The organism is Kitasatospora sp. NPDC092948 (genome assembly GCF_044754805.1).
GTDB lineage: Bacteria > Actinomycetota > Actinomycetes > Streptomycetales > Streptomycetaceae > Kitasatospora.
The window spans coordinates 389162-415565 of sequence record NZ_JBIVPU010000004.1 but is presented as its reverse complement, the minus strand read 5'-3'; the positions used below and the strand labels follow the sequence as shown (position 1 = coordinate 415565).

Below are 26404 nucleotides of genomic sequence, written 5' to 3'. Positions count from 1 at the left end.
GGGAGTGAGTGGGGCTACCTGTCTTCGCAGCGAGGGGAATCGTGGCAGCAAACACCCACCGAATGACAGATGCATGCCACGGATTGACTCATTTATGACCGCCCTACAGGTTCCCCAAGGGCCGTCCATGGTCCGGCATTTGGGATGCCGTCAGGTAAACCTGACCGTCCACCGGACCTGGTCGATGCTTTTCGGCCAACCCGACAAGGGGCCCCACCCGGAGGTGGGACCCCTGTTACCGCCGGGGAACCATTACTTCTGGACGAACACCGCGACCGTCCGGCCCGGCACCGTGAAGGTCCCCGAGGCCGCGTCGAAGGCTGCCCCCCGGACCACCGGGTCGGTGCCCGCGGCCTGCACCTGGTGCAGTGCCTGCGCGGTGCCGCGCAGGCCCGCGACGGTCTGGGTCTGCGCGGTCGGGGTGGCGTTGAAGACCACCGTCAGGCCCTTCTCGGCGCCCTTCAGCCCGGTGCCGTCCAGGTGCATGGTGATCACGCCCGGGTTCTCCCCGGCGGTGCCGGACAGCGGGAAGGACAGTCGGCGCTGCACCTCGGCCGCGCTCGACAGGGAGAACAGCGGCGAGGACCGGCGGATCCGCAGGAACTGCTGGTAGAGCGCGGTGCTGGCGCCCGTCTCGTTGCAGCCCATCCGCAGCTTCGGGTCGGCCAGCAGCTGCTTGTCGCGGGCCCACATCTCCTGGTTGTCGGCCGCCATCGGCAGGCCGCGGCCCCAGCCGTTGCCGAGCGAGCAGTCCCAGTTGATGGCGTTGAACCAGTCCCCGGAGTCGAAGGAGTTGGCGTCCAGCGACTTGGAGCGCAGCAGGTCGCTGCCGGCCTGGGCGAAGCCCGGGCCCTGGCTCAGCGCGGTCAGCGACAGGCCGAGCGCCTGCATCCGGGCCCGGTCGGCGGGCGAGGTGCCCTGCGGCAGCTTGAACGCCAGCGCGTCGTACAGGTCGGCGTTGTCGTGCGCGTCCAGGTACTCCACCGCCTCGCCGGGGTTCGCCGCGTAGCCGGTCGGGGCGCCGTTGTAGTCGACTCCCTTGCCGGTGACGGGCTTTCCGGCCGAGTCGGTGAACGCGTAGCCGGCCAGGTTGCCGGTCAGGCCGACCTTGATCTGGTCCATCTGGTGCAGCAGCCGGGCCTTCTGCTCCTCCGGACTCCCGTTGTCGGCCGAGCCGTTGGGGTCGGTGTACAGGCCGGAGGCGAAGCCCTGCTGCGGGGCCGAGGACAGCATGAAGTTGCCGCCGCGCCCGGCGTCCCGGATCCGGTCGTTGAAGGTGGCGATGCCGGTGCCCGCCATGTTGACCTGGGTGGCCTGGACGAACCGGGCGTCGTCGGCGACGGTGCCGAAGTTCCAGCCCTCGCCGTAGAGGAAGATGCTCTTCCCGTCCACGCCGTCCTTCTGCGGGGTCAGCGCGCCGAGCGCCGACTGCACGTCCAGCATGGTCGACTTCGGGTCCAGGCCCATCAGGTCGAACCGGAAGCCGTCCACCCGGTACTGCCTGGCCCAGGTGACCACCGAGTCGACCACCAGCTTGTTCATCATGGCGTGCTCGGGCGCGGTGTCGGCGCAGCACGAGTCGGTGGTGACCTTGCCGCTGTCGCTGAGGCGCTGGTAGTAGCCGGGGACGACCTTGTCCAGCACCGAGTGCTCGTCCTGCCCGGCCGCCGCGGTGTGGTTGTACACCACGTCCAGCACCACCCGCAGGCCCGCGTCGTGCATCGCCTGCACCATCTCCCGGAACTGCACGGTCCGCGCGGTGCCGTTCGGATCCGTCGCGTACGAGCCCTCGGGGACGGTGTAGTGCAGCGGGTCGTAGCCCCAGTTGTAGGCGTCGTCGGCCTGCACCGCGGCGACGCACTCCTGCTGCTTCGGCGAGTCCGGGGGCAGCGCGGCCAGGTCGCAGGCGGGCAGCTTCTGGTCGGCGCGGTTCTCGTGGATGGTGGCGATGTCGAAGGTCGGCAGCAGGTGAATGGTCGTCACCCCGGCCGCGGCGAGTTCCTTCAGGTGCTGCATGCCCGCGGACTTCGACCGGGTGAACGCCAGGTAGGTGCCGCGCTCGTCGGCCGGGACGGTGGCGTCGGCGACCGAGAAGTCCCGTACGTGCAGTTCCTGGATCTGCTGGTCGACGGCCGGGATCGCCGCCGGGCTGCGGTGCTGGTCCCAGCCCTTGGGCTTGGTCGCGGCGGCCGACAGGTCGGCGACCAGGCTCCGCCTGGAGTCGGTGGCAAGCGCCGTCGAGTACGGGTCGGTGACCAGGTTGGTGACCATCTGCTGGACGCTCGGCGCCCACACCTTGACCTGGTACAGGTAGTACTTGCCGTCCAGTTCCTTGGCGTCCTTGGCCAGCGACCACACGCCCGACGCCTCGTCACGCTTCAGCGGGACGGTCTTCGGGGTGCCGCCGGTCGCCTTGTCGAACAGCTGGACCGCCACCTCGGTCGCGGTCGGCGCCCACAGCGACAGCGTCACCGTGCGGCCGTCGCCCTGGCTGTTCCCGTCCTCGTTCTTCTTCCCGTACACCGGGCCGAGCTGGGCCTTGGCGGCCCTGGCCGCGTACAGGTCGTCCAGCACGCCGGGGAGCTGCACGCCGGTGGCGGCCAGCGCCGCGCCGTTCGGCAGGTGCTCGGCGAAGACCAGCTGGCTGCGCAGCGCGGCGGTGATCCGGCCGGCGTCGCGCGCGTCGACGGTGAACGCCCGGTAGCCCGCCAGGTGCGGGAACTTCGCCTTCTGGGCGTCCGTCAGGCCGGCGGCCGGGTTGAGCCGGATCCAGTGGCCGGGCTTGGACAGCACGCCCTGCTCGACGCTCAGCCCGCCGGCCGGGTCGTAGATCAGCTGGGCGCTGGCGCCGCCCTTCAACTGGGCGTCCGCCGCACCGTAGTTGGCGGGCACCACGACGGTCTTCGCGTCGATCCACTGGGCCTTCGCGGAGCCCAGGTCGAGCTGCGAGGAGGTGCCGGCGGTCTGCGGCAGCAGGTAGCCCTCCTGGCCGCCGACGATCCACACCTCCCGGCCGGAGGCGGCGAAGTCCAGCGACTGGTCCTGCGGCAGGTCCTTGTCGTTGCCGTTGTGGATGATGTAGCTGAGGCTGGTCGCGCCCGCCGCCAGCGGCACCTCGAAGACCGCGCCGAACGCGTCCTTGCGGGCCGGCATCAGCGGGTTGCCCCAGTCGGTCGGGGTGGCCGCGCCCGTCCAGTCGTGCAGGCCCCAGCCGTCGTAGTTGCCGTCCGCCCGCCGGTAGTGGATGACCGCCCGGCCCTCCGGCACCGGCTGCGCCCCGTCCGGGTTCGCCGTGCGGACGGTCGGGTCGCCCTCCTTGATCCACACCTCGCCGGTGGCGGAGATGTCGATGTGCCGGTCCTGCTCGACGTCCTTCGTGCCGTTCTTCTCCACCACGAACCCGACGTCGGACGCCCCGCCCTTCAGCTTCACGTACGCGAACGCGCCGTACGCGTCGCGCCCGACGAAGCCGTGCCCGTCCGGCCAGGTGGTGCCCTCGCCGTCGGCGATGTCGCCCCAGGTGTACAGGTTCCAGCCGTCGTAGTTGCCGTCCTGCCGCTGGTAGTGCACCACCGCGTACGGGCGCGACACCGCGCTCGGCGGGGGCGTCGGCGTCTGCTGCCCAGTGGTGAACTGCCCGCTCGCGGAGGCCAGTCGGCCCGCCGAGTCCTGCACCACGGCCTTGAACCGCACCACCGTGCCCGGCGCGACGCCGTCCAGGTTCTGCGTGACCCGGTACACCCCGTTGTCGGCCGTGCCCAGCGTCTGCCACGGCCCGTTGCCGACCTGCGCCGCGAACGTCACCCGGTCGAACCCGCCGCCGGGCACCGCCGCCCCGAGCGTCACCGTCCCGTACGAACCGTCGGCGGGCGCGCTCACCGTGATCGACGGGCCCGCGGCCGGCTTCGCGAGCTTGTGCTTCGCCTTCAGCGCCAGCGAGGACATCGCCGGGACGGTCACCGTCACCTTGCGGTCCGCGCCGCTGGTCGCCTTCCCCCGGAACCCGTACAGGCCGTCGAAGTCCATGCCCGCCGAGAAGGTGTCCAGCGTGACGGTCTTCGGCTCGGCCGCGTTGTTCACCGCCACCAGGTACTCCACCTGGTCCTTGGCGTCGATCCGGGAGAACGCGTACACGCCCGGCCCGTCCGCCGCGTACCGCTCCACCTGCGCGCCGTCCGCCAGCGCCGGGTTGTCCTTGCGCAGCTTCGCCAGCCCGGCGATCCCCCGGTACAGGGCGCCGTCCTCGCCGTACCGGTCCATCGAACCGGACGTCCCGCCGATCACCGGGTCGCTGTTGTACGACGGCGTCCTCGAGGCGAACATGTCCTGCCGGGCGTCCTTGTCGCCGCCCGCGCCGGTGAAGCCCTGCTCGTCGCCGTAGTACACCACCGGCTGACCGCGCGTCAGGAACTGCAGCTCGTTCGCCAGCCGGTCCTTGGCCAGCAGCGCCTGGTCCGACGCCCCCGGGTTGTCGCTCCGCAGGAACGACCCGAACCGGCCCATGTCGTGGTTGCCCAGGAAGGTCGGCAGCTCGTACGCGTCGGTGTCGGCCGTGGTGTACCGGTAGTCCTGCGCGTACAGCTCGCTCAGCGCCTTCGCGGAACCGTTCTGCGACACGTACCGCCGGGCCGCGTCCTGGAACGCGAAGTCCAGCGTCGCCTGAAGCTTGCCCTTGGTGACGTACGGGGACGTCACCGCCGGGTCGCCCGAGTACACCTCGCCGAACATGAAGAACTTCTTGTTGCCCTGCTGCGCCGCGAACTGCTTCAGCGCCGGCGCCCACTGCTCCCAGAACGCCATGTTGACGTGCTTGACGGTGTCGATCCGGAAGCCGTCCACCCCGGTGTCGGCCACCCACTTCTGGTAGATCTTCTCGAACCCGGCGACCACCTTCGGGTTCTGGGTGTCCAGGTCGTCCAGCCCGGAGAAGTCGCCCTCGGTCGCGGACTCGCCGACGAAGGTCGAGTTGCCCCGGTTGTGGTACAGCGCCGGGTCGTTCAGCCAGGACGGGGTCTTCGCGGTGGCGTCCGCCGGGGTCCGGAACACCGGGGTATAGGGGAACGAGTCCTTGGTGATGTTCGGCCACTGCGCCCGGACGTCGGCGATCGCCGTCTCGTCCACCGGGTTGCCGTCCGCGTCCAGCGTCGGGTACGCGCCGGTGGAGCGGTAGTCGTACGTGCCCTCCGCGTAGTCGATGACGTCCGCGGTGTGGTTGGTGATGACGTCGAAGAAGACCTTGATGCCCCGCTTGTGCGCCTTGTCGATCAGCTCCTTGAGCTGCGCGTTGGTGCCGAAGTGCGGGTCGACCTGGGTGAAGTCGGTGATCCAGTAGCCGTGGTAGCCGGCCGAGGCGTCCGCCCCGGCGCCCTGCACCGGCTTGTTCTTGAAGATCGGGGCCATCCAGATCGCGGTGGTGCCGAGGTCCTGGATGTAGTCCAGCCTGTCGATCAGGCCCTTGAGGTCGCCGCCGTGGTAGAAGCCCTTGTCGGCCGGGTCGAACCCGTTGTCCATCCGGCCCCCGGTGATCCCCCCGGTGTCGTTGGCGGTGCTGCCGTTGGCAAAACGGTCCGGCAGCACGAAGTAGAACTGCTCCCGGGTCAGGTCGTGCCGGGCCGCGGTCGCCGCCAGCGCCGCGTCCGAGGGCGCGGCCGGCGGGGCGGCCGGCGCGGCCGACGCGAGCGGCACGGCGCCCAGCGTGGCGGCGATCAGCGAGGCCGCCACCAGGACGGCGGCCCGCCCTGGGCGGCGGTACGGGGTGGTGCGGCGCGCGGAACGGGCTTGGGCATCGGCCACGGCAGGGCTCTCCCTTGGGGCGCTGGGCAGGGTGGGTGGCGTGGAACCTAGCGCCCTGCAAGATGTTTCAGCAAGATGCGAAAGCCGTTCCGGACGCGAGTCATACCGAGTCGTGACCTGAGCCCCCACGGCCCCCTCCGCACGTACCGGGCACGAACGAGACCCCGGTTCGACCCCCGGTAACCCGCGCGCCACAATGGACCGCATGCGCCTCGAAGACCGACCGACCCCTACCCCCGTAGGGGGACAGTCGGTGAAGAATCCCCGACCACAGGATGAGCAAGCGGCCACACCTCGTCTGGCAGACTTCTCGTCCATGGGGGAACCGACCGAGATCCACGCAGCCGGCGCCGACCGCGCCGAGAGCACGCGCGGCGGTTCCGACCCGGGCACGGACCACACCGCCCGCAAGCCCGGCGGAGCCACCCGCATCGCCCAGCCGCCCGCCACCGGCCTCCGCGGCCGCCTGCGCGAACAGCGACGCACCCCGCGCCGCCCGCACCTGCTCTTCGAACTGGCCCTGATCGGCATCAGCTACTGGCTGTACTCGCTGGTCCGCAACGCCGTTCCCGAACAGGCCGCGATAGCGCACAAGCACGCCAACTGGGTCTGGCACTTCGAGCAGACCATCGGCATCGCCGTCGAGCGCTCGATCAACCACGGCGTGAACTCGGTCACCTGGCTGATCGTCGGGATGAACTACTACTACGCCACCCTGCACTTCATCGTCACCATCGGCGTACTGGTCTGGCTCTACCGCTCCCACCCCGGCCGCTACGCCGCCGCCCGCACGGTGCTCTTCATCACCACCGGCATCGCGCTCGTCGGCTTCTACTTCTTCCCCCTCGCCCCGCCCCGCCTGATGGACGCCGGTTTCATCGACACCGTCACACTCCACAAGACCTGGGGCTCCATGGCCTCCGGCGCGGGCGCACACGTCTCCAACCAGTTCGCGGCCATGCCCTCCATGCACATCGGCTGGTCCATGTGGTGCGGCCTGACCATCTTCTTCCTGGCCCGCCGCACCTGGGTCCGCGTCCTCGGCCTCGCCTACCCCCTGGTCACCCTCACCGTGATCATCTCCACCGCGAACCACTTCTGGCTGGACGCGGTCGGCGGCGAGATCTGCCTGATCGTCGGCTTCGCCGCGGCCCGGCTGATCTACCACAACTGGGTCTACCGCCTCCCCCGCAACCCGGACGACGCCCCGGCGCAGGCCCTGACTGTTCCGGTCTCCTGGGACACGAAAGTCTCCGCGTAAAGGGCACGACCGGGGAGCGCACAACCAGGGGCGCGGGGAACTGCGCGAAGGGGAACGCACCACGTCCGCAAGATCGCGACGCAGGACAATGACCTGCACTTGCTCGCGACCTTGCGGACGTGACTTGCGCTTGTCGCGCAGTTCCCCGCGCCCCTGATTTCGCGCCCGTCTACTCCGCCCCGTAGAACAGTCGCTCCACCGCGTGCCGTGCCCGTCGCGTCACGCGACGGTAGTCGTCGAGCAGCTCCCCCGAGTGCCCGACCCCGTACCCCAGGTACCGCGCCACCCCCGCCAGTTCCCTCGCGTCGCCCGGGAAACTGTCCCCAGCCCGCCCCCGCACCAGCATCACCGCGGCCCGCACCCGCGAGGCGAGCACCCACGCGGCGTCCAGCACCTCCGCGTCCTCCCGTTCCACCAGCCCGGCCTCCGTCGCGGCGGCCAGCGCCGCCCGGGTCCGGGTGGTGCGCAGCCCCGGGATCTCGTGGCCGTGCTGGAGCTGGAGCAGCTGCACCGTCCACTCGACGTCCGCCAGCCCGCCGCGGCCGATCTTCGTGTGGGTGGTGGGGTCGGCGCCGCGGGGCAGCCGTTCCGCCTCGATGCGGGCCTTGATGCGGCGGATCTCGGTCAGGTCGCGTTCGGGCACGCCCGTGCCGGGGTAGCGGAGGGGGTCGATCAGGTCCCGGAAGCGTGCCCCGAGTTCGAGGTCGCCGGCCATCGGTTCGGCCCGCAGCAGCGCCTGGCTCTCCCAGGCGTGCGACCAGCGCGCGTAGTACCCGGCGTACGAGGCGAGGGTGCGCACCAGCGGCCCGTTGCGGCCCTCCGGGCGCAGGTCCGCGTCGACCTCCAGCGGCGGTTCGACGGAGGGCGCGGCCAGTAGCGTCCGCAGCTCGCCGATCACGGCCTTGGCCGCTTCCGCCGCGGCCTCGTCCAGGACGCCGAGTCGCGGCTCGTGGACGAAGAGCACGTCCGCGTCGGAGCCGTAGCCGAGTTCGTGGCCGCCGAACCGTCCCATGCCGATGACCGCGATCCGGGTGGGCAGTTCGCCGTTGCGCTGCTCCCAGCCGGCCGTCGCGGCGCGCAGCGCGCCCTGGAGGGTGGCGGCGGTGATCGAGGTGAGCGCCTCGCCGGTGGCGTCCAGCGCGCGTGCGGGGTCGTCGTCGAGCCGTCCGAGCAGGTCGGCGGCGGCGGTGCGGAACAGTTCGCGGCGGCGCACCGACCGGGCCGCCGCCACCCCGGCCGAGGGGCCCTCGGCGCGTCCGACTGCGGCGAGGATCTCGGCCTCCAGCGCGGCCCGGCCGCGCGGCGCCAGTCCGGTGGAGTCGCCGAGCATGGCGACCGCCTCGGGGGCGCGCAGCAGCAGGTCGGGGGCGAGCCGGCCGGCGGACAGCACCCGGGCCAGCTGTTCGGCGGCGGCGCCCTCGTCGCGCAGCAGCCGCAGGTACCAGGGGGTGGCGCCGAGCGCGTCGGAGACCTGGCGGAAGTTGAGCAGGCCGGCGTCCGGGTCCGCGGAGTCGGCGAACCAGCCGAGCAGCACCGGCAGCAGGGTGCGCTGGATGGCGGCCTTGCGGCTGACGCCGGAGGCGAGCGCGGAGATGTGCCGCAGCGCGGCGGCCGGGTCGGCGTAGCCGAGCGCGGCGAGGCGCTGGCGGGCGGCCTCGGCGGTGAGTCCGGCCGCGCCTTCGCGGGTGACCCGGAGTTCGGCGACCGGCAGTTCGGCGACGGCGTCCAGCAGCGGCCGGTAGAACAGCCGCTCGTGCAGCCGCCGCACCTCCACGGAGTGCCGCTTCCACTCGCGTTGCAGCGCGGTCACCGGGTCGTCCCTGGTGTCCCCCTTGATCAGCGGGGCCATGCTGCGGGCGAGTCGGCGCAGGTCGGCCGGGTCGGTGGGCATCAGGTGGGTGCGGCGCAGCCGGTGCAGCTGGATGCGGTGTTCGAGGGTGCGCAGGAAGCGGTACGCCCCGTCCAGCGAGGCGGCGTCGGCGCGGCCCACGTACCCGCCGGCGGAGAGGGCGGAAAGCGCTTCCAGGGTGTTGCCGCTGCGCAGGCCCTCGTCGGTCCGGCCGTGCACGAGTTGCAGCAGCTGGACGGCGAACTCGACGTCCCGCAGGCCGCCCGGGCCGAGTTTCAGCTGCCGTTCCAGCTCTCCCGCCGGGATCGCGTCGACCACCCGGCGGCGCATCTGCTGGACGTCGGCGACGAAGTGCTCGCGGGCGGCGGCCTCCCACACCAGCGGGGCCACGGCTTCGCCGTAGGCGCGGCCGAGGTCGGCGTCCCCGGCGACCGAGCGGGCCTTCAGCAGGGCCTGGAACTCCCAGGTCTTGGCCCACCGCCGGTAGTAGGCGAGGTGGCTGGCCAGGGTGCGCACCAGCGGCCCGTTGCGGCCCTCGGGGCGCAGGTTGGCGTCCACCGGCCAGATCGCGCCCTCGCCGGTGGTGTCCGAGCAGAGCCGCATCAGGTGCGCGGCGAGCCGGGTCGCGGCCTGCATCGCCCGCTGCTCGTCCACGCCGTCGCGCGGCTCGGCGACGAAGATCACGTCCACGTCGGAGACGTAGTTGAGCTCCCGGCCGCCGCACTTGCCCATGCCGATCACCGCCAGCCGGCAGGCCGCGGCGGCCTCCGGGTCCGCGGCGGCGGCGAGGTCCAGCGCGGTCTGCAGGGTGGCGCCCGCCAGGTCGGCCAGTTCGGCGGCGGTCTGCGGCAGGTCGGTGGTGCCGGACAGGTCGCGGGCGGCGATCGTCAGCAGGCAGCGCCGGTAGGCGGCGCGCAGCGCGTCGGCCTCGTTCCCGCCGGGCTCGACCCGACGCGCGAGCTCGCCGAGGAAGTCACCGGGCCCGGGGTGGATGTCGCGCAGTTCGAAGGTGACCAGGGCGTGCCAGTCCCGGGGGTGCCGGGCCAGGTGGTCGCCGAGCGCGGCCGAGGCCCCCAGCACCCCGAGCAGCCGGTCGCGCAGCGGCTTGGACGTGGTGAGGGTGTCGCGCAGGGTGTGCCGCTCGTGCGGGTCGAGCGCCTCCAGCAGCCGGGCCAGGCCGAACAGCGCCTGGTCGGGATCGGCGGCGGCACCCAGCGCGTCCAGCAGCACCGGGTCGGCGGCGAGCCCGTGCAGCGCCGGTTCGTCGAGCAGTCGCACCGCCTGGTCGGGGTCGGAGAATCCGCGCCGCACCAGTCGGGTCTCCAGCCGGCTGACCCGGCTCCCGGCCCGTTCCTCCACCGTTCCGCCTCCCGTTCGTCGCCCGTTCGTCGCCCGTGCCCGAAGCGTACGTTCCTGTTGCCCCCGTACCCCGCCCGTGACGCACCGTCCGCCGCTCTCGTTGGCCCGGGGGTGACGCCACTCCCCTCCCGGCTCCCCTCCCTCACCGGGCTGCGCTTCCTGGCCGCCCTGCTGGTGGTCGGCTACCACCTGTCCCGCCAGGTCGGCACGCTGCCACTGCTCAGCCCCCTTGCCTGGTACGGGCGTTCGGGCGTGACGTTCTTCTTCGTGCTGTCCGGCTTCGTGCTCGCCTGGACGTACGCCGACTCCCCCGTCCCCGCCCGGCGCTTCTACCGCCGCCGCCTCGCCCGGATCTGGCCCCTGCACGCCCTCACCACCGGCGCCTCGCTCGCCGTGTACGCGGCCGTCGGCGCGGCGGTCCCCGTCACCGCCGCCCTGTGGTCGCTCCCCCTCCTCCACCCCTGGAACCACGCCACCGTCATGGGCGGCAACCCGGCCGGCTGGTCACTCGGCGACGAAGCCTGGTTCTACCTGCTCTTCCCCCTCCTCGTGCGCCTCCGCCCCGGCCCGCGCACCGCCCTGCTCTGCTACCTCGCGGGCCCACTCCTGTGGCTTGCCGGCGCCTGGATCGCCGACCCCTCACTGCGCAGTTGGCTGCTCGACTACCTCCCCCTCACCCGCACCCCGCAGTTCCTGCTCGGCGTGGCCCTCGGCCTCGCACTGCGCCGCGGCCGCCTCCCCACCGTCCCGCTACTGCCGACCTGGCTTGCGGTAAGCGCTTTCCATCTGCTCCTGATCCCCTGGCACCACGCCGTCCCCGACCACCTCTGGTACAGCCCCTACAGCGCCTCCCACCTACTCTCCGCCCCGCTCTTCGCCGCCCTCGTCACCGCCACCGCCCAGGCCGACCTCCGCGGCCGCGGCCCCCTCACCCACCCCGCCTTCACCCGCCTCGGCGACTGGTCCTTCGCCTGGTACCTCGTCCACGAGATCACCTTCCGCCCCTGGCTCCACCACTACGGCCACCCCGCCCCCGGCCTCCCCACCGCCACCACCTGGCTCCTCCTCACCACCGCCTCCCTCACCCTCGCCGCCACCCTCCACCACTGCGCGGAACGCCCCCTCGAACGCCTCCTCCGCGACCACCCCGTCCGCATTTCCCTTCTCGCCCCCCGCCGCCCGGAGCCGGGCCCGTCCCCTTCCCTGCCCGCGCGCCACAGGTGATCACCCGTCAGGGAGTGCGACCGGCACGTCCTCCGCGCCCACACGCTCACCGGGCGCCGTACATGCGCCGGGCACCTCGGCGGGTCCGGCGGCATCACCGAAGCCGTCCCCCATCAGCCCGCCATGGACGGCCTCGCAGAAATCGTCGCCCCGCACGAGGCCCACCACGGCGCGCTGACGGAACAAGAGGTCGAAGGAGCCCACCGCGAGCTGTTCGGCGAGGGCAACTCCCCGGACGCCGGGCTGGACGCCGCATGAAGGACCAGCCCGCCAGGTCCCCGGTGCTCGGCCCCCACACGCTCTCCCTGCTTCTCCGCCACGACCGCAAGACGGCCGCCCGCCTCGAAGCCTCCCGCCAGGCCGGAGCTCCCGTCCTCGTTCCGCCCGAACCGTCGTCGAAGCAGCTCAGGGGAGAACGGATCTCGCCCGACTGCACTGGGTCCTGTCCCGACTTCGAGTGGAGCCGGTCACCCCGCCGCAGTCGCGCCGCTTCGGGACGCAGCGGACTGCACGGGCACAAGTACGCCCCCGCCACCGCCCGCGCTCCAGTAGCTCCCGACCAGCTGCGCGCGCCTGACCCTGCGTCAGTTCAGCATCGCTCGGGTTTCCGGCGGAAGGGCGTCCGACAGTCGCTGTTGCAGGTCCGCCACCTGCGCGGCGACCGACGGGACGACCTGAACCAACGTGCCGAGCTCAACGTGCAGTTCGACAATCCGCCCGACAGCCGGGCCGATCCGCAGGAACACCTCCAGCGCACCGGCAGCCGCATCCGGATGTGCCGCTGCGGCATGGACGAGCACCCTGCTGCCCAGGTCATCGACGCCGTTGCCCGGTTCGAGAAGCTCAAGAGCCCGGGCCAGAAAGGAGTCACGCTCCGACCGGCCGAGGGCGTGAAGGGTCACTGCCATCTCGTAGTGGTACCAGGCCTCGCCGGGCTCAGCCTCGATCGCCCGACCGAGATCGGCCAACGCTTCGGGATAGCGTCCCAGCAGGCGGTACGCCAATCCACGCCGCGCGATCCCCCGGGTCGAATCATCGGAGTCGAGCTCCACCGCCCGGCTATAGCCGGCCAATGCCTCCTGGTAATACCCCATCAGCCGTTGCACGTCGGCCCGAGAGCTGTGGACCCACGCAAGGTCGGGCGAAAGCTGAACAGCGCGATCGTAATCGGCAAGTGCCTCTCGAAAGCGCCCCAGAGACCGGTAGATATCAGCCCGCGAGCTATAGGCAAAATCGGATTCCGGCACGAGCTGAAAAGCGCGATCACAATCGGCGAGCGCCTCCTGGGAACGCCCCAGCGCCTGGTAGACATGCGCGCGCTGCATCACCACCCAGGGGGAAATCGGATCGAGCTCCATGGCCCGACCGTACTCGGCCAGCGCGTCCTCGAACCGACCCAGCACCTGGTAAATCCTGCCCCGGAAGCGGAACGCCCACGCATACTCCGGGTCCAGCTCCATGGCCCGACCGTACTCGGCCAGCGCGTCCTCGAACCGACCCAACGCCTGGTAAATCCTGCCCCGAAAGGTGAGGAGCCAGACGTTCTCGGCGTTGAATTCGGAAACCCGCACAAGATCCCCCAACGCCTCCTCAAGCCGGCCTGACATCCGGTGGATTTGGGCGCGGGTCACGAAGGCCCAGATGTTGTGGGGGTCCAACTCAATGGCCCGGTCGAGGTCAGTCATCGCCTCCTCGTACCGTCTCAGCTCCCGATACGTGTCACCGCGACGCGCAAAGGCCCAGCTGTGGCTCGAGTCCAGCTCGACGGCCCGGTCAAGGTCGGCCAGCGCCTCTTGATGACGCCCCATCAGTCGGAATGCGTTGCCCCGGGTGGCGAAGGCCACGGCATAGTCGGGGTCCAGCTCGACGGCCCGGCCGAGGTCGGCCAACGCCTCCTCGTACCGTTCCTCGCCGATCAGCGCGCGTCCGCGGCTGTGCAGCGCCTCCGGCCGATCCGGGTCCAGGGTGACCGACCTGTCGAAGTCCGCGAGTGCCAGGTCATGTTGCTGCTCCCTGTGGTGTCCGATGCCGCGCAGGCGGTGCGCCACGGCCCGGCTCGGACGATCGAGGACCGTACCGGACAGCAGCAGCGTCATCACGGCGATCCCGGCCTGCGGCTCGGCCGCTGCGGCGGCCAACCCGTCACCCCACTTCCGGAGTTCCCTCGCGTCCGTGTCGTTCCCCGCCCGGACGAGCATCCGGACCCAGCGCTGGAGCGTCGCGGTGCTGTGGCTCCAGGCGTCGAGCAACTCGCGCAGCGCGAGGGGCAGCTCCCGCTCCGGATCCGCGCACAGCCGGTGGTACGTCTCCTGGAGGCGACACCCGGACCACCGCTCGTCCCGCCAACGCTCGTTCAACCCCGCTGCATCACAGGCCAACTGCGAACGCCACTCGGCGAACGTCTCCGCCAACCGCCCGTGCTGCTGCTGCCACCGCACCGGCGACTGCTGCCGCTGCAACCTCAGCATCGCCGTCCGCACCACCTCGTGGTAGTGGCACCGCCCCGACCGATCAATCACGAACGGCATCGACCGCAGCCACCCGAACAACTCCCGCGCTTCTTCGTCCTCGACGGCCGCCCGGTACACGTCCTCGTCCAGCTCCTGCGGCAGCGCGCACGCCAGCGCCGCCGCCCGCCGCTCCGGCCGGGTCTCCCACTTCAGGAAGCGTTCGACAGCGGTGCCGCTCGGGTCGCCGACTTCGACCGCCTCGGCGGGCTGCGATTCCGCGAGGGTGGAGACCAGCAGCGGCAGCCGCCCTGACAGCCGGAGAATCACCTCGATCACGTGCTCGTCGGAGACCCCCTTGGCTGCCAGCAGCTGTCGCGCCTCCGCCTCGGTGAAGACGTCCAGCGGCAGGTCCGCGACGAAGTCCAGCCAGTCGCCCCAGCACTGCGCGTCCAGCCGCCCCTGCCCGGCCAGCACCACCAGGACGTTCGCGGGCAGTTCGCCGTACCGGTCGCTGACCAGGATGTCCCGCAGCCAGGTGTCGAGCAGCGGCCCGGTGCGCTCGTAGGTGTCGAAGAACAGCACCACCCAGCTGCGCCGCTGCGCGATCTCCGCCAGCTCCTGCAAGAACACCGGCGCCAGCGCCCGGACGGGCGAGAGCACCAGCTGCACGTCCTCATGGCTGCGGAACCGCGCGCTGAGCACGCCCTTCAACTGCTCGGCCCCGGCAGCGACTTGACCGGCGTCCAGCGCACCCGTGAACGCCCCCACCCCGGGGATCATCCCCAGCCCGACCAGACCGACCCGCGACGCGATCACGCTGCCGGGCGACGGCGACGGGGACGGGCCCTCCGCCACCACGCCGGCGTCCGCCTCGTGCCGCCGCTGCTGATACGTGTTCAGCAGCCGCTCCAGCGCCTTCATCGGCGTGCCCTGCTGCGCGAACTGCCCGGCGAGAGACTTCATCGCCTCGACCGGATCGGTCACCGACTCGTCGACGTAACCGGTGGCGGCCTGCACGTCCCGCGCAGCCGTCTCCATCTGCCGCACCAGCGTGGACTTCCCGACCCCGCCGGGCCCGTGCACATGGAACAGGAACTGCGCCGCGTCCTCCGGCGCACCCCTCAACGCCTCGGTGAAAGCCGCCAGTTCACTGCGCCGCCCGACGAAGCCACTCCGCCGCCGGCGCCGGATCAGCTCCTGCCGCGAAGGCTGCGGAACACCTCGTCCGCCGCTCACCGCGCCGCCGTCCCACCGGCTCGCTGCCGGACGTTCATGCTCCGCTCACGCAACCGGACGAACAGTCCGATCATGGCCACCCCCAAGGCCAAAGAGCCTAGCAACCAAGCGCTTCGAGGAGATCCGGCGGACAGACCTCCAGCGGTTCGCCCGGGCGGTCCAGCCACCGCCACCAACCGTGGCCCCGCTCGCACTTCATGACGCTCCGGCAGGCCCGTGTCCCGTCGTCCACCCGCTTGAACAGCGCCGTACCGCACGGCCGGACCGCCGGACCCCAGGGCGAACGGAAGACCCCGGGGCAGGCGGACGAAAAGAAGGCCTACAGCACCTGGAGAATCTTCCGCAGCTCGAACGGCGTGACCTCCGAGCGGTACTCCTCCCACTCCTGCCGCTTGTTCCGCAAAAAGAAGTCGAAGACGTGCTCGCCCAGCGTCTCGGCGACGAGTTCGCTGCGCTGCATGAGGTCGATCGCCTCGCCGAGGTTCTGCGGCATGGGCTGGATGCCGAGGGCGCGGCGTTCGGCGTCGGTCAGGGCCCAGACGTCGTCGTCGGCGCCGGGCGGGAGTTCGAGGTTGTCCTCGATGCCCTTGAGACCGGCGGCGAGGGTGACGGCGTAGGCGAGGTAGGGGTTGCAGCCGGTGTCGAGGGAGCGGACCTCGATGCGGGTGGAGCCCTGCTTGCCGGGCTTGTACATGGGGACGCGGATCAGGGCGGAGCGGTTGTTGTGGCCCCAGCAGATGTAGGAGGGGGCTTCGCCGCCGGCGCCGGCGGTGCGCTGGGAGCCGCCCCAGATGCGCTTGTAGGAGTTGACCCACTGGTTGGTGACGGCGGCGGTCTCGGCGGCGTACTTGAGCAGGCCGGCGATGAAGGAGCGGCCGACCTTGGAGAGCTGGTACTCGGCGCCGGACTCGTGGAACGCGTTGCGGTCGCCCTCGAAGAGGGAGACGTGGGTGTGCATGCCGGAGCCGGGGAAGTTGGAGAACGGCTTGGGCATGAAGCTGGCGTGGGCGCCCTGTTCGAGGGCGACCTCCTTCATGACCAGGCGGAAGGTCATGATGTTGTCGGCGGTGGAGAGCGCGTCGGCGTAGCGCAGGTCGATCTCCTGCTGGCCGGGCGCGCCCTCGTGGTGGCTGAACTCGACCGAGATGCCCATGTTTTCGAGCATGGTGATGGCCTGGCGGCGGAAGTCGTGGCCGATGCCGCGCGGGGTGTGGTCGAAGTAGCCGGAGTGGTCGGCGGGGGTGGGCGGGGTGCCGTCGCCGGGGAGGTCCTTGAGCAGGAAGAACTCGATCTCGGGGTGGGTGTAGAAGGTGAACCCCTGCTCGGAGGCCTTCTCCAGGGTGCGCTTGAGGACGTAGCGCGGATCGGCGTAGGACGGCGAGCCGTCGGGCATCAGGATGTCGCAGAACATCCGGGCGGTACCGGGGTTCTCGGAGCGCCACGGCAGTATCTGGAAGGTGGTCGGGTCCGGCTTGGCGATCATGTCGGACTCGTACACCCGGGCGAAGCCCTCGATCGCGGAGCCGTCGAAGCCGATGCCCTCCTCGAAGGCCTGCTCCAGTTCCGCCGGGGCGACCGCCACCGACTTGAGGAAGCCGAGGACGTCGGTGAACCACAGCCGGACGAACCGGATGTCACGCTCTTCGAGTGTGCGAAGCACGAAATCCTGCTGCTTGCCCATGGGGACAGTCTCACCTCTGCTCTTTACGCCCGTGTTACGCCCTGCGCGTCCCACGCGTCGTACGCGCCGTGTCGGACCGACTGCGCGCCGGATCCGCACCGCGCCGAACGCGCCGTCCCCATCATGGCGGATCCCCGCCCGCTTGCCGACCGCGGCGGCCACCGGGGCAAGCAGCTCGCAAGGCCACCCCGAGCGACATAACGTCAGTTAGACGATTACACTCGGGGTCATGCCGAATCTGCGTCTCGCCCTGTGCCAGATCGACCCCTGGGTCGGTGACCTCGCCCGCAACAGCGAGGAGGTGCTGCGCTGGTCGAAGCGGGCCGCCGAGTCCGGCGCCGACCTGATCGCGTTCCCGGAGATGGTGCTCACCGGCTACCCGGTCGAGGACCTGGCGTTCCGCGACTCGTTCGTGGAGGGCTCGCGCGCCGCCCTGGTGGACCTGGCGACCGAGCTGCAGGCCGAGGGCCTGGGCGGGATCCCGGTGGTGGTCGGCTACCTGGGCCGCGGCGAGCCGGGCAGCCGGTTCGCGGGGAAGCCGCAGAACTGTGCGGCGGTGCTGCGCGGCGGCGAGGTCGTCACCCGGTTCGCCAAGCACTTCCTGCCGAACTACGGCGTGTTCGACGAGTACCGCTACTTCGTGCCGGGCGATCAGCTGACGGTCCTTCGACTGCACGGCGTGGACATCGCGCTGGCGATCTGCGAGGACATCTGGCAGGAGGGCGGCCGGGTCGCCGCCACCGGCCAGGCCGGCGCGGGGCTGCTGCTGTCGATCAACGGCTCCCCGTACGAGCGGGACAAGGACGACGTCCGGCTGGAGCTGGTCCGCCGCCGCGCCGCCGAGGCCGGCTGCCCGCTGGTGTACCTGAACATGGTCGGCGCGCAGGACGAGCTGGTCTTCGACGGCGAGTCGCTGGTGGTCGACGAGGGCGGCGAACTGCTCGCCCGCGGACCGCAGTTCGAGGAGGCGCTGCTGGTCATGGACCTCGACCTGCCGGCCGCGACCGAGCCCGGCCTGCCGGACGGCACCGTCCTCGCCGACGGCCTCAGGCTCACCCGGGTCGACCTCGGCGGCGAGCCGAAGCCCGCCCCGGCCGAGCCCGTGCTGCCGCGGATCGGCGAGCGGCTGGGCGACGAGGCCGAGGTGTACGCGGCGCTGGTCGAAGGCACCCGGGCGTACGTCCGCAAGAACGGCATGCGCTCGGTGCTGATCGGCCTGTCCGGCGGCATCGACTCGGCGCTGGTCGCGGCGATCGCGGTGGACGCGATCGGCGCGGAGCACGTGTACGGCGTCTCGATGCCCTCGCGCTACTCCTCGCAGCACTCCCGCGACGACGCCGCCGAGCTGGCCCGCCGCACCGGCCTGCACTTCCGCACCGTCCCGATCGCCCCGATGTTCGACGCGTACATGGGCGCCACCGAACTGACCGGCCTGGCGGAGGAGAACCTGCAGTCCCGGCTGCGCGGCACCCTGCTGATGGCGATCTCCAACCAGGAGGGGCAGATCGTCCTCGCCCCGGGCAACAAGAGCGAACTCGCGGTCGGCTACTCGACGCTGTACGGCGACTCGGTCGGCGCGTACGGCCCGATCAAGGACGTCTACAAGTCGCTGATCTTCCGGCTGGCCCGCTGGCGCAACGCCCGGGCCGAGGCGCGCGGCGAGGTGCCGCCGATCCCGGAGAACACCATCAGCAAGCCGCCGTCCGCAGAGCTGCGGCCCGACCAGGTCGACACCGACTCGCTGCCGGACTACGACCTGCTGGACGCCGTCCTGGACCGGTACGTCGAGGGCGACCGGGGCCGGGACGCGATCGTCGCCGAGGGCTTCCCGGCCGAGGTGGTGGACCGGGTGGTGCGCCTGGTCGACACCGCCGAGTACAAGCGCCGGCAGTACCCGCCGGGCCCGAAGGTCTCGCCGAAGAACTTCGGCCGCGACCGCCGGCTGCCGATCACCAACCGCTGGCGACAGGGCTGACAAGGCCCACGGCAGGGGTTAGGGTGAGCGCCGCGAGACGCGCCCGATCATGGACGGCGCACCGGCCGAAGGAGGTGGGAGAGATCACCGTGCAGGTTGTCGAGGTGCTCCCCCGCCGTCGGGCCGCGGTCTGACCGGACGGGAGCCCGCAAGGCTCTTCGAAGAGGTCTTCGTGTCGCTCCCCCTTTCCCCCGCCCGCGTCGTCGACCGGCTGCGGGCGGCCGGCTGCGTCTTCGCCGAGGACGAGGCCCGGCTGCTGCGGTCCGCCGCCGACAGCCCCGACCGGCTCGCCGAGATGCTCGAACTGCGGTGCGCCGGGCACCCGTTGGAGCAGGTGGTGGGCTTCGCCGAGTTCGCCGGACTGCGCATCGCGCTCGCCCCGGACGTGTTCGTGCCGCGCCGGCGCAGCGAGTTCCTGGTCGAGCGGGCCGCCACACTGGGCGGGCCCGGCACAGTGGTGCTGGACCTGTGCTGCGGCTCCGGCGCGATCGGCGCGGCGCTGGCCGCCCGGCTCGGTGACGTCGAACTGCACGCCGCCGACGTCGACCCGACCGCCGCCGCCTGCGCCCGCCGCAACCTGGCCCCGTACGGCGGCGCGGTGCACCTGGGCGACCTGGACGCCCCCCTCCCGCGGACGCTGCGCGGCCGGGTCTGGCTGCTGGTGGCCAACGCCCCGTACGTGCCGACCGACGAGATCCCGCTGCTGCCGCCGGAGGCCCGCGACCACGAACCCCCGGTCGCCCTGGACGGCGGCGCCGACGGCCTGTCGGTACAGCGCCGGGTGGCGGCCGTCGCCCCGCGCTGGCTCGCCCCCGGCGGGCACCTGCTGATCGAGACCAGTCGGCGGCAGGCCCCGGCGACGGCCGCGCTGATGGCCGATCAGGGCCTGACCGCCCGGGTCGAACAGGACGAGGACCGGGACGCGACCGTGGTGATCGGCACGAGAGCGGGTGGGTGCGAAACCGGGGGCGCGGGGAACTGCACGAAGGGGAACGCACCACGTCCGCAAGATCGCGAGGCAGGACAGTGACCTGCACGTGATCGCGACCTTGCGGACATGACGTGCGCTTGTCGCGCAGTTCCCCCGCCCCTGGTTGTGCGCTCCGTCAGTAGCGGTAGCTCGCGGCCACCGCGAGGTGGTCGCTGGCGTCCGCCGGCAGGGTGCGGGAGTCGGTGGGGACGAGGCCGCCCTTGCTGAGGATCTGGTCGATCCGGGCCATCGGGAAGGACGCCGGCCAGGAGAAGCCGAAGCCGTCGCCGGCCGCGCCCTGGGCGGAGCGCAGCTGCGAGGTGACGGGGGCCAGGCTGCGGTCGTTGACGGTGCCGTTGAGGTCGCCGAGCAGCAGCACCTTGCTCAGCGGCTCGTGCGCGACGGCGTCGCCGAGGGCCTGCACGCTGACGTCCCGGCGGCCGGCGGTGAAGCCGGTGTCGAACGTGACCCGCACCGAGGGCAGGTGGGCGACGTACACCGCGAGCGGGCCCTTGGAGGTGGTGACCTCGGCGCGGAAGGCGCGGGTCCAGCCCATCTTGATGTCGACCACGGTGACGCCGTCGATCGGGTAGCTGGACCACAGGCCGACGGTGCCCTCGACCGCGTGGTAGGGGTACGCCTGCGCCAGCCCGGCGGTGTACACGGGGACGGCGGAGGCGGAGAGTTCCTGCAGGGCGACGATCTGCGCGCCGGAGCCGGTGAGCATCCGGATGGTGCCCTGCGGGTCGTCGTTGGCGGCGGCCACGTTGTGGCTGAGCACGGTGAAGTCGCCGGGGCCGCTGCTCTTGTCGACCAGCAGCGCGCCGAACAGGTTCAGCCACACCGCGGCGGGCAGCAGCGCGGCCAGGACGGCGACGCCGGCCCGCCGCCACAGGGCGAGCGCCAGCAGCACCGGCACGGTCACGCCCAGCCAGGGCAGGAAGGTCTCCAGCAGGCTGCCCAGGTTGCCGACCGTGTTGGGCACCCGGGCGTGCGCCACCAGCAGCACCGTGACCAGTACGGCGAGCAGGGTGAGCGGCAGGCCGCGCCGCCAGTCGAGCCAGCGGCGCAGCCGGCCCTGCCGGGTCTGCGTCTGCTCGTCCGCCGTTACCGCCGGGCCTTCCGCCCGTACCATGCCCGCTCCTCGCCGCCGTGCCTGTCGGCTTCCTCCGCCGACCCGTCCGACCTGCCCCGATTCGATTCCCGGTTCAGCCTATGACGGGAGTGACGCGGCACAGTGCGCGAAGAGTTCCCGCCGGGACGGCGGGCGGGGCTCGGAACCGGACCGGCGTCAGCGGACGGCGACGCCGTCGAGTACGGCGTCGATCATCTGGCGGGGCAGGTCGGGGTCCTCCAGCGGCGCGTCGTCCCACAGGACGGTGCGCAGCAGGATCGGGCCGATCAGCAGTTCGCAGAGCAGTTCGACGTCCAGGTCGGAGCGGAGTTCGCCCGCCTCGACACCGCGGCGGACGATCTGCCGGATCAGCTCGCGGCGCGGGTGGACCACCCGTTCGTGGTACGTCTGCTTGAGCTCCGGCCAGCTGTTCATCTGTCCGAGCGCGGACTTGACGATCCACCGGGAGCGCTTGATCAGGCCGCGCCGGCGCATGTAGTCGACGGCGCCGATCAGGTCGTCCCGGTAGGTCGGGCCGGCCAGTGGCGGCATCGGCTCCTCCAGCCGGTCCACCACGTCCACCAGCAGGGCCTCCTTGTTGGGCCAGCGCCGGTAGATGGTGGCCTTGCCGACGCCCGCCTCGGCGGCGATCCGTTCGATGGACAGCTCGGCCAGGCCGACGCCGTCCTCCATCAGCTTCTCGACGGCGCCGTAGATCGCCTGCTCGGCGGCCTCGCTGCGCGGACGGCCCCGCCGCGGAGCGTCCTGCTCCGCGGCGGGGCCGTGGCACGGCTGGAGCGGAGATTCGGCGCTTGTCATGGCCTTATTCTCCACCCTGACGATCAAACCTTGGCAGGATTGGCGCCGGAGTCCGCCCGCTCCTGCGCGCCGGTGCGTGCGCCGGGTCCGCCGGGAGCGGCGGCGAGCTTGCCGGGCAGCAGCAGCATCGCGAGTGCCGCGCCGACCAGGGTGACACCGCCCGAGACGCCGGCCACCACGTGCATGGCGTGGATGAACGCGTCCTTGGCGGGGTCGACCAGGTCCGGCAGGTGCAGCTTCTCGGCCGCTCCGAGGGTGGACTCGATCGACTCGCCGGCCCGGCTGCGGAACTGCTCCGGCACCGGGGCGAGGTGGTCGTCCATGCCGTTGCGGTACACGGTGGACAGCAGCGCGCCCAGCACCGCGATGCCCAGCGAACCGCCGACCTGGCGGAAGGTGTTGTTCAGCGCGGAGCCCGCGCCGGCCTTCTCGCGCGGCAGCGCGCTCATGATGGCGACCGTCACCGGCGGCATCACGTGCGCCATGCCGGCGCCCATCACGAAGCCGATCACGATCAGCAGCCAGATCGGGCTGCTCGCGGTCAGGAACGCGTAGCCGAGGAAGCCGACCGTGACCAGCACCATGCCGCCGGCGCAGGTCAGCCGGACGCCGATCCGGTCCACCACCAGGCGGGCCCGGGGCGCGAAGACCAGCTGCGCGACGGCCAGCGGCAGCATCAGCTCACCGGCCTGCAGGGCGCTGTAGCCGCGCACGCTCTGGGTGTAGAACACGCCGAAGAACGAGACGCCCATCAGCGCGAAGAACACGATGCCGACCACGCCGATCGACGCGGAGAACACCTTGTTGCGGAACCAGGTGACGTCCAGCGCGGGGTGGCTGGTGCGCTTCTCGTACAGCACGAATCCGGCCAGGGCGAGCAGGCCGACCAGGGTCGGGATCCACGCCTCGGCGGCGGTGAAGTCGGCGAGTTCGCCGCCCTTGATGATGCCGTAGATCAGCGCGACCAGGCCGACCACGGACAGCAGCACGCCGACCGGGTCGAGCTTGCCCGGGTTGGGGTCCTTGGAGTTCGGGACCAGCCAGCCCATCAGGCCGAGCGCGACGATCACGATGGGGACGTTCACCAGGAACACCGAGCCCCACCAGAAGTGCTCGATCAGCAGGCCGCCGGTGATCGGGCCGATGGCGATCGCCAGGCCCACCGCGCCGGCCCAGATGCCGATCGCCTTGGGCTGCTCGTGCCGCTCGAAGACGTTCATGATGATGGCCAGCGTCGCCGGCATCACGAAGGCGCCGCCGATGCCCATCACCGCGCGGTAGCCGATGAGTTCGCCCGGGCTGGCGGCGAGCGAGGACAGCAGCGAGCCGAGGCCGAAGACCACCATGCCGGACAGCAGCGTCCACTTGCGGCCGAACCGGTCGCCCAGCAGGCCCGCGGTGAACAGCAGGCCGGCGAAGACCAGGGTGTAGGAGTTGATCGCCCATTCCAGGTCGCTCTGGCTCGCGCCGAGGCCGACCGGGGCGGGGGTGGCGATGGTCTTCATCGCCACGTTGAGGATCGAGTTGTCGAGTACGACGACGAGCAGGGCGAGCACCAGTGTGCCCAGGATCCACCAGCGTCGGCGGTGTACGGCTTCCGGCACCCGATGGGCCTGGAGCGGCGCGGTCGGCGAGGTCATACGAACACACTAGCCGCCGTTTCGATACGAGACGGTGTCGTATCGCAACGGTCCGGACACCGAACGGCAAAGAACTCCCCAAGGACTCCCGCGACCGCGCGCCCCCGACCGGCTTCCGCCTCTTTGCTGACGGGCCGTGGCGTGCAAGCATGGAGCCAGATCCGGGGACGCCGTACGGCGCCACGAGACGACACACACCAGGAGTCTGTTCGATGAACGCCTCTCCGCTTCAGCCTGCCCAGACGCAGGACGCGCCCGCCAACACCCTCTACGGCGGCGTGACCAACCGCCGGGTGACCGTGCGGGACCTCGCCAAGGCCAAGCGCAACGGCGAACGCTGGGCGATGCTCACCGCCTACGACGCCCTCACCGCCGGAGTCTTCGACGAAGCCGGCATCCCCGTCCTGCTGGTCGGCGACTCCGCCGGCAACTGCCACCTCGGCTACGAGACCACCGTGCCGGTGACCATGGACCAGATGGTGATGCTCTCCGCAGCCGTCGTCCGCGGCACCCAGCGCTCCCTGATCGTCGCCGACCTGCCGTTCGGCTCCTACCAGGAGTCCCCCGCCCAGGCCATGCACAACGCCGCCCGCCTGATGAAGGAGGCCGGCGTCCACGCCGTCAAGCTCGAAGGCGGCGAACGCAGCGCCCGCACCATCGAACTCCTCGTCGAGGCCGGCATCCCGGTGATGGCCCACATCGGCCTCACCCCCCAGTCCGTGCACGCCTACGGCGGCTACCCCGTCCAGGGCCGCGGCGACGAGGCCGCCCACCAGCTGCTGCGCGACGCGAAGGCCGTCCAGCAGGCCGGCGCGTTCTCCGTCGTCCTGGAAGCCGTCCCCGCCGAACTCGCCGCCGACGTCACCGCCCACTCCGCCATCCCCACCGTCGGCATCGGCGGCGGCCCCGGCACCGACGCCCAGGTCCTGGTCTGGACCGACTTCGCCGGCATGACGGCCGGCCGCGTCCCCAAGTTCGTCAAGCAGTACGCCGACCTGCGCGCGACACTGGCCCAGGCCGCGAGCGAGTTCGCCTCGGACGTCCGCGAAGGCACCTTCCCGGGCCCGGAGCACTCCTTCCAGTAGGCAGGCGGGCGCGAAGACGGGGGCGGGCCGGGAAGTACCTCCGCCCGCCCCTGTTCTCGCACCCGCCTGCTGTCATCGCCCCCTCTCCCCCTGACAGTCGGCTGACAGCGCCGTGACAGCCGCCCCCGGCACGGTGTTCCCATGACACGAATCGCGGGGAACGCCGTGGAGGTCCACGGCATTGTGAAGCACTACGGGGAGACGAAGGCCCTGGACGGGGTCGATCTGACGGTGCGTGAGGGGACGGTGCTCGGGCTGCTCGGGCCGAACGGGGCCGGGAAGACCACGCTGGTGCGGGTGCTGTCGACGCTGATCAGGCCGGACGCGGGCACGGCGTTCGTCGGCGGGTACGACGTGCTGCGCCAGCCCAAGCAGTTGCGCCGGACGATCGGCCTGACCGGCCAGTACGCGTCGGTGGACGAGCTGCTGTCCGGCTACGAGAACCTGTACCTGATCGGGCGCCTGCTGGACCTGTCCGCCAAGGACGCCAAGGCCCGCGCCGCCGAACTGCTGGAGCGGTTCTCGCTGACCGAGGCCGCCAAGCGCCCGGCCAAGGGCTATTCGGGCGGCATGCGGCGGCGCCTGGACCTCGCGGCGTCGATGATCGGCCGCCCGAAGGTGCTGTACCTGGACGAGCCCACCACCGGACTGGACCCGCGGACCCGCAACGAGGTGTGGGACGAGGTGCAGCGGATGGTCGGCGAGGGGGCGACGGTGCTGCTGACCACCCAGTACATGGAGGAGGCGGAGCAGCTCGCCGACGCGCTGACCGTGATCGACAAGGGCCGGGTGATCGCCAACGGCGGCATCAACGAGCTGAAGACCCAGGTCGGCGGGCAGAGCCTGCAGGTGCGTCCGCTGCGCCCGGCGGAGCTGCCGGAGATGGCCCGCTGCCTGCAGGAGGCGGGCATACCGGCGACCTTCTCCGAGGAGTCCGGCCTGCTCTCGGTGCACCTCGCCGACGAGGAGCGACTGACCACCGTGATCGGCGTGCTGGGCACCCGCGGGTTCGGGATCGCCGGCATCGACACCAAGCTGCCCAGCCTGGACGAGGTCTTCCTGTCCATCACCGGCAAGCCGTCCGTCCCCGCCCCGGCCCGTGACAAGGAGCCCGTCGCATGAGCACCGCCACCCTGACCCCGACCTCCGCGCCCGCGCGGCCCGCCGACGACACCCGGATCGGCCTGCGCGCGGGCCTGCGCCACCTGGGCGCGTTGACCCGCCGCAACCTGATGCGGATCAAGGCCGACCCGGAGTCCATGCTGGACGCGCTGCTGGTGCCGATCATCATGATCCTGCTGTTCGTCTACGTGTTCGGCGGCGCGATGGCCTCCAACCAGCACGAATACATGCAGTACATGGTGCCCGGCCTGCTCGGCACCACCGGCCTGAACCTGGCGATGGCGCTGGGCACCGGCCTGAACACCGACTTCCAGACCGGTGTGATGGACCGCTTCCGCACCCTGCCGATCGCCCGCTCGGCGGTGCTGCTGTCGAAGATGATCGCGGAGACGCTGCGGGCGATGGTCGCCTTCGCGGTGCTGATCGGCTTCTCGATGATCCTCGGCATGGACATCAAGGGCGGCCCACTGAACCTGCTGGCCGCGGTCGGCCTGTCGCTGGTGTTCGGCGCCTCGCTGATGTGGGTGTCGATGCTGCTGGGCATGTCGCTGCGCAGCGCCCAGGCGGTACAGGGCATGTCGATGCTGGTCATGATGCCGCTGCAGTTCGGCAGTTCGATCTTCGCCAACCCCAGCACCATGCCGGGCTGGTTGCAGGCGTTCACCAAGCACAACCCGCTGTCGGCGCTGGCCGACGCCTGCCGCGCCCTGATCAACGACCAGCCGGTGGGCAACTCGGTGGTGACGGTGCTGATCTGGGCGGCGGCGATCACCGCGGTGACGGCGCCGCTGGCGGTGGCCCGCTTCCGCAAGCGCACCTGAACGGC

General features: G+C 71.5%; 14 protein-coding genes and 1 pseudogene. 8 read left to right on the top strand and 7 right to left on the bottom strand.

Annotated elements, in window-relative coordinates; all coding sequences use genetic code 11:
* Positions 1–252 precede the first annotated feature (252 nt).
* Positions 253–5793, bottom strand: a complete 5541-nt coding sequence (gene pulA / locus ACIQF6_RS15495) for a pullulanase-type alpha-1,6-glucosidase (protein WP_400894646.1) — start codon at positions 5791–5793, stop codon at positions 253–255.
* Positions 5794–6109: 316 nt separating this feature from the next.
* Here pulA and ACIQF6_RS15490 point away from each other — a divergent pair, with 316 nt between their 5' ends.
* A complete protein-coding gene (locus tag ACIQF6_RS15490; protein ID WP_400894644.1) occupies positions 6110–7054 on the top strand; it encodes a phosphatase PAP2 family protein in 945 nt (314 codons plus the stop codon).
* 169 nt (positions 7055–7223) lie between these two features.
* On the opposite strand, the gene ACIQF6_RS15485 is transcribed toward ACIQF6_RS15490, so the two are convergent.
* On the bottom strand, positions 7224–10262 hold the full coding sequence (locus tag ACIQF6_RS15485) for a bifunctional [glutamine synthetase] adenylyltransferase/[glutamine synthetase]-adenylyl-L-tyrosine phosphorylase (protein WP_400894642.1): 3039 nt from the start codon (positions 10260–10262) through the stop codon (positions 7224–7226).
* Positions 10263–10373: 111 nt separating this feature from the next.
* Here ACIQF6_RS15485 and ACIQF6_RS15480 point away from each other — a divergent pair, with 111 nt between their 5' ends.
* Positions 10374–11486, top strand: coding sequence for an acyltransferase family protein (locus ACIQF6_RS15480; protein ID WP_400894640.1), 1113 nt, complete (start codon positions 10374–10376; stop codon positions 11484–11486).
* A gap of 57 nt (positions 11487–11543) precedes the next feature.
* Positions 11544–11744 (top strand): annotated as a pseudogene (locus ACIQF6_RS15475) (hypothetical protein); the annotation flags it as partial.
* Positions 11745–12070: 326 nt separating this feature from the next.
* Here ACIQF6_RS15475 and ACIQF6_RS15470 read toward each other — a convergent pair.
* On the bottom strand, positions 12071–15172 hold the full coding sequence (locus tag ACIQF6_RS15470; RefSeq protein WP_400894637.1) for a tetratricopeptide repeat protein: 3102 nt from the start codon (positions 15170–15172) through the stop codon (positions 12071–12073).
* A gap of 319 nt (positions 15173–15491) precedes the next feature.
* Positions 15492–16853: a type I glutamate--ammonia ligase gene (glnA, locus tag ACIQF6_RS15465; RefSeq protein ID WP_400894634.1), complete on the bottom strand. Its 1362-nt coding sequence runs from the start codon at positions 16851–16853 to the stop codon at positions 15492–15494.
* 229 nt (positions 16854–17082) lie between these two features.
* Between glnA and ACIQF6_RS15460 the strand changes: the two genes are divergently transcribed.
* Both ACIQF6_RS15460 and ACIQF6_RS15455 read left to right on the top strand, forming a co-directional pair.
* The gene (locus tag ACIQF6_RS15460) at positions 17083–18828 is read left to right on the top strand and encodes an NAD+ synthase (protein WP_400894631.1); all 1746 of its coding nucleotides are present in this window, start codon (positions 17083–17085) and stop codon (positions 18826–18828) included.
* A 172-nt stretch (positions 18829–19000) separates the two neighbouring features.
* A complete protein-coding gene (locus ACIQF6_RS15455; protein ID WP_400894629.1) occupies positions 19001–19858 on the top strand; it encodes a putative protein N(5)-glutamine methyltransferase in 858 nt (285 codons plus the stop codon).
* A gap of 76 nt (positions 19859–19934) precedes the next feature.
* Here the strand turns inward: ACIQF6_RS15455 and ACIQF6_RS15450 are convergent, their stop codons facing one another.
* The 3 genes from ACIQF6_RS15450 to ACIQF6_RS15440 all read right to left on the bottom strand — a co-directional run bounded on the left by ACIQF6_RS15450 (position 19935) and on the right by ACIQF6_RS15440 (position 23371).
* On the bottom strand, positions 19935–20933 hold the full coding sequence (locus tag ACIQF6_RS15450) for an endonuclease/exonuclease/phosphatase family protein (RefSeq protein WP_400894627.1): 999 nt from the start codon (positions 20931–20933) through the stop codon (positions 19935–19937).
* A gap of 156 nt (positions 20934–21089) precedes the next feature.
* Positions 21090–21731: a TetR/AcrR family transcriptional regulator gene (locus tag ACIQF6_RS15445; RefSeq protein ID WP_400894625.1), complete on the bottom strand. Its 642-nt coding sequence runs from the start codon at positions 21729–21731 to the stop codon at positions 21090–21092.
* A gap of 23 nt (positions 21732–21754) precedes the next feature.
* Positions 21755–23371 carry an MFS transporter gene (locus ACIQF6_RS15440; protein WP_400894623.1) on the bottom strand — a complete coding sequence of 539 codons (1617 nt, stop codon included), beginning with the start codon at positions 23369–23371 and terminating at the stop codon, positions 21755–21757.
* A 212-nt stretch (positions 23372–23583) separates the two neighbouring features.
* Here ACIQF6_RS15440 and panB point away from each other — a divergent pair, with 212 nt between their 5' ends.
* The 3 genes from panB to ACIQF6_RS15425 all read left to right on the top strand — a co-directional run bounded on the left by panB (position 23584) and on the right by ACIQF6_RS15425 (position 26399).
* Positions 23584–24456 carry a 3-methyl-2-oxobutanoate hydroxymethyltransferase gene (gene panB, locus ACIQF6_RS15435; protein WP_400894621.1) on the top strand — a complete coding sequence of 291 codons (873 nt, stop codon included), beginning with the start codon at positions 23584–23586 and terminating at the stop codon, positions 24454–24456.
* A 141-nt stretch (positions 24457–24597) separates the two neighbouring features.
* Positions 24598–25578, top strand: coding sequence for an ATP-binding cassette domain-containing protein (locus ACIQF6_RS15430; RefSeq protein ID WP_400894619.1), 981 nt, complete (start codon positions 24598–24600; stop codon positions 25576–25578).
* Positions 25575–26399 (top strand): ABC transporter permease, encoded by an 825-nt coding sequence (locus ACIQF6_RS15425; RefSeq protein WP_400894617.1) that lies wholly within the window; start codon positions 25575–25577, stop codon positions 26397–26399. Before ACIQF6_RS15430 ends, ACIQF6_RS15425 begins: the two co-directional genes overlap by 4 nt.
* The last annotated feature ends 5 nt before the right edge of the window (positions 26400–26404 follow it).